We start from the raw sequence: 13,379 nt of genomic DNA on the forward strand, positions 1-13,379 counted from the left end.
CCTTCCGCGCCGCCGCCGAGACGCTGCCGAAAGGCAATCGCCGCCGCCGCTTCTGGAGCGATTTCTTCGCCGGCGCGCCGGCCAAGGCCATCGAAGCGGGCGACCTCGCCGAGGCGCATGGCGCGGCGCTCGACCTCTTGGCCCAGGACGCTTCGGTCGAGGGGCATATCGCGCTGGTCGGCGCCGGTCCGGGCGCGGAGGACCTTTTGACCTTGCGCGCGCATCGCCTGCTGTTGGAGGCCGAGGCCATCGTCTACGACGCGCTGGTGCCGGAGGCGATCGTCGCCATGGGTCGCCGCGACGCCGAGCGCCTGCCGGTGGGAAAACGCAAGGGCTGCCATTCCAAGAGCCAGGAAGAGATCAACGCGCTGCTCATCGAACTGGGCCGCGCCGGCAAGCGCGTGGTGCGGCTGAAGTCAGGCGACCCGCTGGTGTTCGGACGCGCCGGCGAAGAAATCGCTCCAGAAGCGGCGGCGGCGATTGCCTTTCGGCAGCGTCTCGGCGGCGGCGCGGAAGGACGCGGCAAGTGCCGCCAGCCGGCCGAGCGACGGCGACAGCATGCGGTCGATGCGCCCGCGCAGCATCTGCGCCAGAACCGGTCCGGCGCCCTCTGTGCCGATGGCGATCGCCACCGGCGCCCGGTTGACCAGCGCGGGCGTGAAGAAATCGCATAGCTCGGGACGGTCCACGGCGTTGACCGGGATGCCCAGCCGCCGCGCGTCCTCGACGACGCGGCGATCGAGCGCCTCGTCGCCGCTGGCGGCGAACGCCAGGGCGGCACCTTGGAGATGCGCGGCCTCATAGGCGGCGTTGATGTGAACAGCGCCGGCCGACGCGATGAAATCCAGCAAGCCGTCGCTGGCATCGTCGGCAACGATGCGCAACACCGCGCTGGATTGCGAAAGCAGCCGCGCCTTGGCGAGCGCCTCCTCGCCATTGCCGACGATGGCTACGGCTTCGCCGTCGACCCGCATGAAGACGGGAAAGGCATTGAGCTTGGTGTTGGCTGGTGACATGGCGATGAGCAATACTGAAACAGTTTGGCAGTTTTACGCGGCCACGCCCAAAATCAGAAGGCAAGCACTCGCGCGCCGCCGAACGGCAGGCAATCGCTTTTTCGCAACCGCGAAGGCCAAGAGAAAAAAATTCTACTTCGAGGGTGAGACGGCCGGACCGGCATAAGAAACCGCCTTGATCCGTCGTAATTTTTAGCGCGTGACGGGGAAAGCCGCAAAACGATTTATTCTAAATTCCACTAAGTTACTAGATTAAAGCCGACCCTGCGCGGATCGGCGCTCGACCGTGTCCGCCGGAAGCGATCGAGACGCCATCGCCGGATCGGAACAATCATGCCTCGCGGCTCGTTTGCCTAGCAATCCATTTGCCGATCCCAAGCTCCATCTATCGGCAAGCAGCAGGCAAGGAGGAACGCCATGAGCATCAAGCTGAAACACGGACTGTGGGTCATCGTGGCCGATGGCGAAAAGGCGCTCTTCCTGCGCAACCGGGGCGACAGCAAATTCCCGAACCTGGAAGTGGTGCAGGAGATGGAGCAGGACAACCCCGCCACGCGCGAGCAAGGCAGCGGAAAGCCGGGCCGGTACAGCAACGAGGGACCTCGCAGCGCCATTGAGGAGACCGACTGGCACCGTCTCGGCAAGGAACGCTTCGCCGTCGACATTGCCGACCGGCTCTACAAGCTGGCGCATCGAGGCGCGTTCGACGCCGTCGTGCTGATCGCGCCGCCGCAGGTGCTTGGCGAGATGCGCCAGAAACTGCACAAGGAGGTTTGCGAAAAGGTGCAGGCGGAAATCCCGAAGACACTCACGAACCATACAATTCCCGACATCGAGAACCTGCTCCAGGCGGCATGAAGCGGCGAAAGGAAAGCGGCTTGGGGCAAGACAGGGTCCCGAAGCCGCCTCCCCGCGCCGCCAATCCGGCGATCAACGTCATTGCCCGCGCTCATTCCGATGCCGAGGTCGAGCATCTCAAAGGGCTCGGCGCCGACATCGTGATCATGGGCGAGCGCGAGATCGCCCGCGCCATCGTCGAGGTGGTAACCGGCAAGACCACCGATCGGGCCGGGCCCGCCATGGAAATCAACCCGCAGCCCGCTTGATGGATGTCAGGCCAGGAACGCGGAACCACCATTCTGCGCGATATCGCTGAGATATTTCGCCGGCGGCTTGCCCAGCGCCTTCTTGAACATGGTGATGAAGGCGGTGACGGATTCATAGCCGAGATCGCCCGACACCTGCTGCACGCTGGCGCCGGAAGACAGCTCCCGAAGCGCGACGATCAGCTGCAGCTGCTGGCGCCAGCGCCCGAAGCTCAGGCCCGTCTCCTTCACGACGAGGCGCGCCAGGCTGCTCTCGCTGAGCGCTACGCGGTCCGCCCACTCCGCCAGCGTGCTGCGATCGGCAGGGTCGTCGGCCAGCGCTTCGGCGATCCGACGCAGCCGCGGCTCGGCCGAGATCGGCAAATGCAATTGCTGGACAGGCATACGCGGCAATTCCGCGAGCAGCACGCTTCCAAGGAAATTGCCGCGCGCATCGTCCGGCGCGCACTCCGACAGTTCGACGATCAACTCCCGCAGCAGCGGCGAGATCGAAAGCGTGCAGCACCGGTCCGGCAGGTCGGCGGCGCCGGGCTCGATATAGACGAAGAAAATCCGCGCGTTCGCCGTCGCGATGTTGCTGTGTTCCATGCGGCTCGGCACCCACACCCCGCAATGCGGCGGCACCATCCAAAGCCCGCTCGGAACGCGGCAGATAACGCCGCCGCCGAGCGCGACGACGAGCTGCCCCTTGCGATGCCAATGCTCACGCGCCTCGGCCCTGGTCTCGGTGACATCGACGCCAACAGCCATCGCCGGCGCGGCCACGTCGTCGACGTCGAAATCCAGCCAGGGCCAGCGAAGCGGCTGTCTCATTCTTGACTTCTTTCAGCGATCATCTGGCTTTATCTCTAAATTCTTCGACCACGGAAGTCGATAGGCTTCAGCCAATTCCAAACGCCAATTTCAAAAGGAGGGGCCATGCTCGCTCTCGCCATCTCTTCCGACAGCGCCGACCGGCTGAAGCTCACCGAGGTCGATCACCCAAACTGCAATGGAAATGAAGCATTGGTGGCAGTTCATGCAACATCGTTGAATCGTGGCGAGCTGCGCCTGCTCGGCATACGACCTGACGGGTGGATACCTGGCCAGGACATCGTCGGCATTGTCGAGCGCGCGGCGGCCGATGGCTCAGGCCCGACCGCGGGCACGCGCGTTGCCGCCTTGGTCGACCAGGCCGGCTGGGCTGAACGGGTGGCCGTTCCGACCGATCGTCTTGCCGTCGTGCCGGACGCAGTCAGCTTCGCCGCCGCAGCTACACTTCCCGTCGCGGGCACGACGGCGCTGAGGACCTTGCGCCATGGCGGCGACCTGGCCGGACAGCAGGTCCTGATCACCGGCGCAAGCGGCGCGGTCGGCCGCTTCCAGGTCCAGATCGCCCGCGAGCAAGGCGCTTCGGTGACAGCGGTCGCTTCGGCACGGCATCACGATGATCTTCGCGGTCTGGGCGCCGGGCAGGTCGTCGGGTCGATCGAACTGGCCGAGGGACCCTTTTCGCTGATCACCGAGTCGGTCGGCGGCAAAAGCCTCGCCGATGCGATCGAACGCATCGCGCCCGGCGGGACCATCGTCATGTTCGGTTCGAGCAGCGGCGAGCTCACGCCGATCGGCTTCCGCCAATTCGTTCCCGGCCACGAAGGCGCGCGGCTACAGACCTTCGCCTATTACACGTCCGGTTCAGCCATCGGCGCCGACATCGCCGCGCTGCTCGATCTTGTCGCGGCCGGCCGGCTGGAGACCCGCGTGGCCATGACGGTGCCGTGGGCGGACATCGGCCGGGCCCTGGACGCGCTGCGGCAGCGCAGCTTCAGCGGCAAAGCCGTTGTCACCATGGCTTGAAGTCAGCCAATCACACGTGCTGGCCGCCATTGATGTGGATTTCCGAGCCGGTGACGTAGGACGCCTGGCCCGAGCACAGGAAGAAAATGATGTCGGCGACTTCCGAAGTGGCACCCAGCCGTCTCAGCGGGATCGTCTCGACTATTCTGTCGGTGCCGGGCGACAGGATCGCCGTGTCGATCTCGCCCGGCGCGATGGCGTTGACGCGGATGCCGTGCGGCCCGAAGTCATGCGCCATCTCGCGCGTCAGCGAGCCGAGCGCCGCTTTCGACGTGGCATAGGCCGTGCCGGCGAACGGATGCACCCTGGTGCCGGCGATCGAGGTGACATTGACAATCGATCCCTTGGCGGCGGCAAGTTCCTTGAACAGCCCCCTCGCCAGCATGATCGGCGCGAAGAAATTGACCTGGAACACGTCGCGCCAGACATGCATCGGCGTCTCGATCGAGTCCATGCGCCTGCCGTCTTTCAGCTTCGGCGAGATGCCGGCATTGTTGACCAGGGCGTGCAGCTGCCCGCCATGCGCCTCAAGCCGGTGACGGATTTCCGAAACGGCGATGCCGACGTCTTCCTGGTCGGCGAGGTCGACCTTGATGTGGTCCTCGGGGCCGGCCGGCCACGGGCAATCCTCGGCAAAGGCCTGCCGCGAGCAGGTGATGACGCGCCAGCCCTCGCGCGAAAAGCGCTTCACCGTCGCGTGACCGATGCCCCGGCTGGCACCGGTGAGCACGATGGTTTTTCTGCTGTCGGTCTCGGCCATGGTTTTGTCTCCGGCCGGACATGTAGCCGAAGGCGCTTGCCATTACGAGAGGTGAAGTTGCCGCTCTAACCGCCGCCCAGTATATCGAGGATCGAAGTCCGGCGCTTTTTCGTCGGGCCGCCGACATTGCCGGGCGGCACCGGATGCTTGATCGAGGCGGTTTCGCCGCTGTCGCTCGGCATGCCGAAGCCGGCGGCATCGACGGTCTCGGCAGGTCGCGTGGTCCGCACCTGACGCGCGGGCGCCTGGGCGACAGGCTGCGATTGAGCAGCAGGCTGTGACTGGCCGACAGCTGCAGGCGGCGCAGGCGGCGGCTGCGAGGCGTCCGCCGACGGGATCTCGTCCGGCACGATCGTGTCGGACGGCGTCGACTTCCAGGTGCCGGGCAGCGGCCGCACCGGCACGCCCTCATGCGCGGCCACCATGAATTCGTGCCAGGCCTGCGCTGGCAAGGCGCCGCCGGTGACCTTCTTCATCGGGCTGCCGTCGTCATTGCCGAACCACACGCCGGTCGTGAGATTGGCGGTGTAGCCGACGAACCAGGCGTCGCGCGAGTTCTGGCTGGTGCCGGTCTTGCCGGCAGACGGCCAATTGAAGGCCGCCTTCTTGGCGGTGCCGATCTCGACCGTGCCGGTCATCATCGAATTCATCATGCCGACGACATCGGCCTTGATGACGCGCGGCGCGCTGCCGCCGCTGTTCTCGTAAAGCACCTTGCCGTCGCCGGTGGTGATGCGGCGGATGAAATGGACGTCCGGCTTGTAGCCGCCATTGGCGAACGGGACGTAGGCGGAAGTCAGCTCCAGCGGCGTCACCTCCGAGGTGCCGAGCGCGATCGAGGTGTTGGCCTGCAGGTCGGACTGGATGCCCATGCGATGCGCGGCTTCCACCACCGCGTCGGGCCCGACTTCCATGGTGAGCTGCGCCGCCACCGAGTTCAGCGACTTGGCCAACGCCGTCGCCAGCGTCACCTTGCCGTAATATTTGCCGCCGTAATTGTCGGGCGTCCATTTGCCGATTTTGATCGGCGCGTCGTTGCGCACGCTGTCCGGCGTGCGGCCTGCTTCCAGCGCCGCCATGTAGACGAACGGCTTGAAGGCCGAGCCTGGCTGCCGCCGCGCTTCCGAGGCGCGGTCGAACTGGCTGGTCGAATAATCATAGCCGCCGACCATGGCGCGCACCGCGCCGGAATCGTCGATCGACACCAGCGCGCCCTGCGTGACGTTGAGCTTCTTGCCGCTTTCGTCGATCAGCCGGCGGATCGATTGTTCGGCAAGCTTCTGCAGGGTCAAGTCGACAGTAGTGTCGACGATGATGTCGCCGCGCACGTCGCCGATGAGATCGGGAAGCTCCTCCATCACGGTGTCGGCGACATAATTCTCGGAGCCGGTCCAGTAGGACGGCGCGCGCGTCGCCGGCGCGCTCAGCGCCACCTTGTATTCCTTGTCGCTGATCTTGCCTTCCTCGCGCATGGCCGCGAGCACGAGCTGGGCCCGCTCCTCGGCCGCCTTCGGGTCGCGCGCCGGCGAAAGCTTGGACGGCGCCTTGAGCAGGCCCGCCAGCAGTGCTGCCTCCGAAAGGCTCACGTCGCGCGCGCTCTTGCCGAAATAGCGCCGCGAAGCCGCTTCCACGCCATAGGCCCCGGATCCGAAATAGACCCGGTTGAGGTACATTTCGAGGATCTGGTCCTTGCTGTGCTTGTGCTCCAGCCACAGCGCCAGGAGCACTTCCTGCACCTTGCGCTCCAGCGTGCGGTCCGGCGTCAGGAACAGGTTCTTCGCCAGCTGCTGCGTCAGCGTCGAGCCGCCCTGCGAGAAATGGCCGCCGAGAACGTTGGTGACCATGGCGCGTGAAAGCCCGATCGGGTCGATGCCGAAATGCGAATAGAAGCGGCGGTCCTCGATGGCGACGACGGCTTGCGGGATATAAGGCGACATTTCGTGCAGGCCGACGGCCTCGCCGCCCGACATGCCGCGATTGGCGATCAGCCCGCCATCGACCGACACGATCTTGATGTTGGGCGCGCGGTCGGGGATCGACCAGGTGGTCGCCGCCGGCATCTTGGCGCCGTAATAGACGACGATGCCGGCCGCCGCGATGCCGCCCCAGATGCAGAGCACGAAGCACCAGTAGACCAGGCGGGTGGCGATGCCGAGCAAGCCCCGCCGGCTTCCGCCGCGCCCGCGGCGTGAGGCTTTCGCCTTGGCGGATTTGCCTTTTGCAGTGGATTTACGGCTGCGCGGCACGACGCGATCCTCCTCGCTGACCGAAAAGCCTTCGGAGGATTTCGCGCGCGGCGCCCCCTCGAAGCTCGGTTCGATGCGACTGTCTCTGCGGTTCGCCATGCGCTCTTGCTAGCCTGCCCCCGGGTGCCGATGGCGTTCGGGTTGAAGACTAGATGCGGCGATTTAAGGGCGGGTTAAAGCAGGGTTTATGCAGCCTTGTGAAAACCCTTAGGATTTCCGAATCCGCTAACCGGCCGGCGTCATTTTGCCGGCATAGGTACATCATTCATGACGACAATGTTGTCGGGACCGCAGCCGAAGCGCCGGACTCCCGGCTGGCCACCATGGTCAATTCTGCTGGATCGAAATGCCCTTGTCGTCGATCTTGAGCTCGACGCCTTTTGGCCTGGTCTGCTCCCGATAGACATAGATGCCGAGCGCGATGACCACCGCGACCAGCCCACCGATGATGAGATAGAGCGTGTTCTGCCTCATTGCGCCCCCTGTTTCGGTCGAGACCCGCTTTGAAATTGTCAGGCGAGGATCGCCTACTGGTCATCGTCGCCATCATCGGATGCCGGCCGCCAGCTCGTCGGATCGACCTTCTTCTGCGTGTCGCTGTCGGTGTAGACCCACCAGCCGCCGTCGCGATATTGCCCGACGGATTCGTTGACGACGCCGTCGCGGTCCTTCCACATGATCGTTACTTTGGAGCCGTCCTTCGGCGCGCTTTCTATCGATTTGCGCTCTGCCATTTCACTTCTCCACGGGCTGGGGTCGACGGATCTTCGTCCCTCAACTATGCGCGAAAATATCTTCCTCAGCCCAGCCCATAAGGTCGAGCTTGGCGCGCGTCGGCAGGAAACGGAAGCAGGCGTCCGCCTCCTTGGTGCGGTTCTCGCGCGCCAGGCGCGCCCCCAGCACCTCGCGCAACCTGTGCAGGTAGAGCACGTCCGAGGCGGCATATTCGAGCTGTTCGGGCGAGAGCGTTTCGGCCGCCCAGTCGGAGGATTGCTGCACCTTGGACAGGCCGATGCCGAGCAGTTCGCCGCAGAGATCCTTCAGCCCGTGGCGGTCGGTATAGGTGCGGGTGAGCCGCGAGGCGATCTTGGTGCAGAACACCGGCTCGGCCATCACGCCGAAGGCATGGTAGAGCACGGCGATGTCGAAGCGGCCGTAGTGAAACAGCTTGGTGATCGTGTTGTTTCTCAACAGGCTGGCGAGGTTCGGCGCCTCCTTCTGGCCTGGTGAGATCTGGATGACATCGGCGCTGCCGTCGCCGGGCGAGATCTGCACCACGCAGAGCCGGTCGCGATGCGGGTTGAGCCCCAGCGTCTCCGTGTCGATGGCGACCGCCCCGACATTGTAGCGCGACAGGTCGGGCAGATCGTTTTTGTGGAAACGGATATCGGTCATTCTCTTCTCCGGGTCGCGCCTGCGGCGTTGCGCATTCTCGCAACGCCGCAGCACTTCGCGCTAGCTAATTCGTCCTCGCCGCGATCCGGAGAAAAATCAACAGAAAGTTGAATCTCAAGGCCTTCGTGATTTTCGCTCAGCGGGTCAGCGCGTCGAGAATGCGCGCCCAGGACCGCTGCCCCTTGTGGAACGAGGTCAGCTCATATTTCTCGTTCGGCGAATGGATGCGGTCGTCGTCGAGGCCGAAGCCGACCAGCAGCGATTCCATGCCGAGATAGGTCTGGAAATCGCCGACCACGGGAATGGAGCCGCCGCCGCCTGTCGTGACCGCCTGCTTGTCCCATTCGTCGGACAGCGCATCCTTGGCCTTGGCCAGGAACGGCGAGTCATAGGAAAGCTGGATCGCCGGCGAACCGCCATGCGGGTGGAATTCGACCGAGCAATCGGCCGGGATGCGCTCGCGCACGAAGGCCTGGAAGGCGGCGCGGATCTTCTTCGGATCCTGCTTGTGCACGAGCCGGAACGACACTTTCGCCGACGCTTGCGCCGCAATCACCGTCTTGAAACCCTTGCCGGTATAACCGCCGATGATGCCGTTGAATTCCGCCGTCGGCCGCGCCCAGGTGAGCTCGAGCACCGAGCGGCCCTTTTCGCCGGCCGGAATGGAGAGGCCGACCGGTCCGAGGAAGGTTTCGGCCGTCTCGCCAAGTCCCTCCCAGGATTTCAGCACCTGCGAGGGCGTCTCCTCGACGCCGTCATAGAAGCCCGCAATGGTGACGCGGCCGTCCCTATCGTGAATGTCGGCCAGCACCTTGGCCAGGATGCGGATCGGATTGGCGGCCGGGCCGCCATAGAGGCCCGAATGCAGGTCGCGGTTGGCCGCCTTGACGGTGACCTCCTCTCCGACCATGCCGCGCAGCGACACGCAGATCGACGGCGTCTCGCGGTTCCACATGCCGGTGTCGCAGACCAGCGCGAAATCCGCCTTCAGCTCGGCGGCGTTGGCTTCCAGGAACGGCTTCAGCGACGGCGAGCCGGATTCCTCCTCGCCCTCGAACAGAATGGTGACGCGGCAGGGCAGATTGCCATGCACCTGCTTCCACGCGCGGCAGGCCTCGACGAAGGTCATCAACTGCCCCTTGTCGTCGGCCGAGCCGCGCCCGGTGATCACCTTGCGGCCGGGCTCGAGCTCCTTGACCGACGGCGCGAACGGATCGGTTTCCCACAATTCGATCGGATCGACCGGCTGGACGTCGTAGTGGCCGTAGAACAGCACATGCGGCGCGCCCGCCGGTCCCTCGTGATGCGCCACCACCATCGGATGTCCGGGCGTATCGCGCATACTGGCGTCGAAGCCGATCAGCTTGAGCTCGGCGACCAGCCATTCGGCACCCGTGCGGCAATCGGCGGCAAAGGCCGGATCGGTGGAGATCGACCTGATGCCGAGCAGGCCGAACAGCCGCTCCAGGCTCTGGTCGAGATTCTGGTCGAGACGGTCGAGGACGGGGGAGATTCTGGACATGCGCTTTGCCTTTCGATTTTGGGCAGACCCTAAAGGGCCATGCCGAAAACGAAAAGCCCGCGATCATTGGACCAAGCGGGAAAGGCTTGCCTGAAGGCAAAAAAGAACCGCCGTGGTGGAGGGGGAACCACGGCGGTCTTTACTCGAAACGATGCGGCAGCCCGGAGAGGGGGGATAGGCTGCCGCAATTGCCCGGGATAGGCGGGGGACGGGCCTTACTCCGGACTTCGGCGAAAAACTGCCGATGACGTGTATTTGGGTCCGTGAACATGGCGATTCAAGGGCACGAAAATTACACTTTTGTAACATGCCCGTGAGCGGCAAATTTCCAGCCGGACAGGATGTGTCAGGGGTATTGCCCGAACCGGTGGGTTCCACAGCCTTAGCCATGGACCGCGAAGCCGGGCCGCGCTATCCCTGCCGGCATGAAAAAAGGCGATCACCTCTTCCTCGTCGACGGCTCCGGCTACATTTTTCGCGCCTATCACGCGCTGCCGCCGCTCAACCGCAAATCCGACGGCCTGCCGACCAGCGCCGTGCTCGGCTTCTGCAACATGGTGTGGAAGCTGATGCAGGACGCCCGCAACACCGATGTCGGCGTGGTGCCGACGCATTTCGCCGTCATCTTCGACTATTCGTCGAAAACCTTCCGCAGCGATCTCTACCCCGAATACAAGGCCAACCGCTCCGCTCCGCCGGAAGACCTGATCCCGCAATTCGGCCTGATCCGCCAGGCGACCGCGGCCTTCAATGTCCCTTGCATAGAGACGGAGGGTTTTGAAGCCGACGATATCATCGCGACTTATTGCCGGCTGGCTTGCGAAGCCGGCGCCGATACCACCATCATCTCCTCCGACAAGGATCTGATGCAGCTGGTCGGTCCGACCGTCGGCATGTACGACCCGATGAAGGATCGCCAGATCGGCATTCCCGAGGTGATCGAGAAATGGGGCGTGCCGCCCGAAAAGATGATCGATCTGCAGGCGCTGACCGGCGACTCGGTCGACAACGTCCCGGGCGTGCCCGGCATTGGCCCGAAAACCGCGGCGCAATTGCTGGAGCAGTTCGGCGACCTCGATGGACTGCTGGCGCGCGCTTCGGAGATCAAGCAGGAGAAACGGCGCGAGACCATCATCGCCAATGCCGACAAGGCGCGCATCTCGCGCGAGTTGGTGACGTTGAAGAACGACGTGCCGCTGAAGGAAGGGCTGGACGATCTTGTCCTGCATGCGCCGGATGGCCCGAAGCTGATCGGCTTCCTGAAGACGATGGAGTTCACCACGCTGACCCGACGCGTCGCCGAAGCGACCGCAACGGACATTGGCGAGGTCCAGGCCACCGCCATCACAATCGAGCGCGCCGATACCGCGCATGGCCCCGATGTCGGCGCCGGCGCGCCGCCGGTGCCAAGGCCGGCGGCCGCGCCGAACGATGCTTTAAAACCGGCTGCGCCGGTCAGGGGCGAGGACGCGCCGCCGCAAGGCGACACCCCATCGCTCCTCTCTGCCCTGCGGCTGGAGCAGGCGGCCGCTCGCAAGATCGACCCTTCTGCCTATGCGCCCATTCGCGACGCAACAGCGCTCGAGGCCTGGATAGCCGAAGCCCGCGAGGCCGGTGTCCTTGCGTTCGACGCCGAGACCAACTCGTCCGACCCGATGCGGGCGGACCTGATCGGCCTTTCCATGGCGCTCGCGCCTGGCCGCGCCGTCTATGTGCCGCTCGCCCACAAGAGCGGCAATGGCGACCTGCTCGGCGGCGGCATGCTGGAGAACCAGATCCCGGTCCGCAAGGCGCTGGCGCTGCTGAAGCCGCTGCTTGAGGACCGGTCGGTCCTCAAGATCGTCCAGGATATGAAATACGACATCGTCGTGATGAGCCGGCACGGCATCGAGGTCGGCCCGTTCGACGACACGATGCTGATCTCCTACGTGCTCGACGCGGGCACATCCGGCGGTCACGACCTCGTCTCGCTATCGGAGAAGTGGCTCGGCCACGCGCCGGCCTCGAAGAAGGAACTCGCCGGATCGGGCAAGAGCGCCATCGGCTTCGACCAGGTCGATATAGAGCGTGCGACCGCCTACGCTGCCGAGCAGGCCGACCTGGCGCTGCAGCTCTGGCAGGTGCTGAAGCCGAGGCTTGCCGCCAAGGGCCTCGTTTCCGTCTATGAGCGTCTGGAGCGGCCGCTGGTGCCGGTGCTCGCCCGGATGGAACAGCGCGGCATCTCGGTCGACCGCCAGATCCTGTCGCGGCTCTCCGGCGAATTGGCCCAGGGTGCGGCCCGCGTCGAGGAAGAAATCTATGGGATCGTCGGCGAGCGCATCAACATCGGCTCACCGAAACAGCTCGGCGACATATTGTTCGGCAAGATGGGCCTGCCGGGCGGCTCGAAGACCAAGACCGGCCAATGGTCGACCTCGGCACAGCTTTTGGAAGATCTCGCCGCCGAGGGCCACGAGCTGCCGCGCAAGATCGTCGACTGGCGCCAGCTCACCAAGCTGAAGTCGACCTATACCGACGCGCTGCCCGGTTTCATCAACCCCGGCACCAACCGCGTCCACACTTCCTATGCGCTGGCAGCGACCACCACCGGGCGCCTGTCATCCTCCGACCCCAATCTGCAGAACATCCCGGTGCGCACGGCGGAAGGGCGCAAGATCAGGACCGCCTTCATTGCGGAGAAAGGCCACAAGCTGGTCTCGGCCGACTACAGCCAGATCGAATTGCGCGTGCTTGCCCATGTCGCCGAAATCCCGCAGCTCAAGCAGGCCTTCGCCGACGGCGCCGACATTCATGCCATCACCGCGTCGGAAATGTTCAATGTGCCGGTCGAAGGCATGCCTTCGGAAGTGCGCCGGCGCGCCAAGGCGATCAATTTCGGCATCATCTACGGCATCTCGGCCTTCGGCCTCGCCAACCAGCTGTCGATCCCGCGCGAGGAGGCGGGCGCCTACATCAAACGCTATTTCGAGCGTTTTCCGGGTATCCGGGACTATATCGAGGAAACCAAGGCCTATGCGCGGGAGAACGGTTTCGTCGAGACGATCTTCGGCCGCCGCATCCACTATCCGGAGATAAGGGCTTCCAACCCGTCGGTGCGCGCCTTCAACGAGCGCGCCTCGATCAACGCCAGGCTCCAGGGCACCGCCGCCGACATCATCCGCCGCGCCATGGTGCATATGGAAGAAGCGCTGGACAAGGCGAAGCTCTCCGCCCGCATGCTGTTGCAGGTCCACGACGAGCTGATCTTCGAGACGGTGGAAGCGGAGGTCGAGGCGACGATCCCCGTGGTGCGCAAGGTGATGGAGAATGCGCCGATGCCGGCGGTCTCGATGTCGGTGCCGCTGCATGTCGATGCGCGAGCGGCGAACAACTGGGACGAGGCGCATTAGGCGCCTCACGTTCGTTCGTCATCCACGGGCGGAGCAAGGAGCGAAGCGACGCGGCGAAGACCCGAGGATCCATGCCGTGACGCAGGCCGTAAAACGCGGCGGTTGCGGA

At 64.8% G+C, this 13,379-nt stretch carries 10 protein-coding genes and 3 pseudogenes; 5 read left to right on the forward strand and 8 right to left on the reverse strand.

Features of this window, described 5'->3' with window-relative positions; translation table 11 throughout:
- Positions 1 to 461: pseudogene (locus FJ980_RS26425) on the forward strand (SAM-dependent methyltransferase); the annotation flags it as partial.
- On the opposite strand, the pseudogene FJ980_RS26430 reads toward FJ980_RS26425, so the two are convergent.
- A pseudogene (locus FJ980_RS26430) lies at positions 441 to 1,016 on the reverse strand (NAD(P)-dependent oxidoreductase); the annotation flags it as partial. The pseudogenes FJ980_RS26425 and FJ980_RS26430 overlap by 21 nt on opposite strands.
- Positions 1,017 to 1,433: 417 nt before the next feature.
- Here FJ980_RS26430 and FJ980_RS26435 point away from each other — a divergent pair.
- Both FJ980_RS26435 and FJ980_RS26440 read left to right on the forward strand, forming a co-directional pair.
- A complete protein-coding gene (locus tag FJ980_RS26435) occupies positions 1,434 to 1,874 on the forward strand; it encodes a host attachment family protein (protein WP_140546625.1) in 441 nt (146 codons plus the stop codon).
- A 53-nt stretch (positions 1,875 to 1,927) separates the two neighbouring features.
- Positions 1,928 to 2,122: pseudogene (locus FJ980_RS26440) on the forward strand (sodium:proton antiporter); the annotation flags it as partial.
- Between the two features lie 6 nt (positions 2,123 to 2,128).
- On the opposite strand, the gene FJ980_RS26445 reads toward FJ980_RS26440, so the two are convergent.
- Entirely contained in the window at positions 2,129 to 2,935 is an 807-nt protein-coding gene (locus FJ980_RS26445) for a helix-turn-helix transcriptional regulator (protein WP_140546626.1), read from the reverse strand.
- 105 nt (positions 2,936 to 3,040) lie between these two features.
- On the opposite strand from FJ980_RS26445, the gene FJ980_RS26450 reads away from it, so the two are divergent.
- Positions 3,041 to 3,958: a zinc-binding dehydrogenase gene (locus FJ980_RS26450; RefSeq protein ID WP_140546627.1), complete on the forward strand. Its 918-nt coding sequence runs from the start codon at positions 3,041 to 3,043 to the stop codon at positions 3,956 to 3,958.
- A gap of 10 nt (positions 3,959 to 3,968) precedes the next feature.
- On the opposite strand, the gene FJ980_RS26455 is transcribed toward FJ980_RS26450, so the two are convergent.
- The 6 genes from FJ980_RS26455 to FJ980_RS26480 all read right to left on the reverse strand — a co-directional run bounded on the left by FJ980_RS26455 (position 3,969) and on the right by FJ980_RS26480 (position 9,881).
- The gene (locus FJ980_RS26455; RefSeq protein WP_095769240.1) at positions 3,969 to 4,718 is read right to left on the reverse strand and encodes an SDR family oxidoreductase; all 750 of its coding nucleotides are present in this window, start codon (positions 4,716 to 4,718) and stop codon (positions 3,969 to 3,971) included.
- Positions 4,719 to 4,783: 65 nt separating this feature from the next.
- On the reverse strand, positions 4,784 to 7,063 hold the full coding sequence (locus tag FJ980_RS26460; RefSeq protein WP_140546628.1) for a transglycosylase domain-containing protein: 2,280 nt from the start codon (positions 7,061 to 7,063) through the stop codon (positions 4,784 to 4,786).
- A 228-nt stretch (positions 7,064 to 7,291) separates the two neighbouring features.
- Complete coding sequence (locus tag FJ980_RS26465) at positions 7,292 to 7,438, reverse strand: hypothetical protein (RefSeq protein WP_140546629.1); 147 nt, start codon at positions 7,436 to 7,438, stop codon at positions 7,292 to 7,294.
- A gap of 53 nt (positions 7,439 to 7,491) precedes the next feature.
- Positions 7,492 to 7,698, reverse strand: coding sequence for a hypothetical protein (locus tag FJ980_RS26470; RefSeq protein ID WP_140546630.1), 207 nt, complete (start codon positions 7,696 to 7,698; stop codon positions 7,492 to 7,494).
- A gap of 40 nt (positions 7,699 to 7,738) precedes the next feature.
- The gene (locus FJ980_RS26475; RefSeq protein WP_140546631.1) at positions 7,739 to 8,359 is read right to left on the reverse strand and encodes a ribonuclease D; all 621 of its coding nucleotides are present in this window, start codon (positions 8,357 to 8,359) and stop codon (positions 7,739 to 7,741) included.
- Between the two features lie 136 nt (positions 8,360 to 8,495).
- On the reverse strand, positions 8,496 to 9,881 hold the full coding sequence (locus FJ980_RS26480; protein ID WP_140546632.1) for a M20/M25/M40 family metallo-hydrolase: 1,386 nt from the start codon (positions 9,879 to 9,881) through the stop codon (positions 8,496 to 8,498).
- A gap of 425 nt (positions 9,882 to 10,306) precedes the next feature.
- On the opposite strand from FJ980_RS26480, the gene polA reads away from it, so the two are divergent.
- Positions 10,307 to 13,270: a DNA polymerase I gene (gene polA / locus FJ980_RS26485; protein ID WP_140546633.1), complete on the forward strand. Its 2,964-nt coding sequence runs from the start codon at positions 10,307 to 10,309 to the stop codon at positions 13,268 to 13,270.
- The last annotated feature ends 109 nt before the right edge of the window (positions 13,271 to 13,379 follow it).

Origin of the sequence: Mesorhizobium sp. B1-1-5, assembly GCF_006443065.1 — a bacterium.
In the GTDB taxonomy this organism is placed as follows: Bacteria; Pseudomonadota; Alphaproteobacteria; order Rhizobiales; family Rhizobiaceae; genus Mesorhizobium.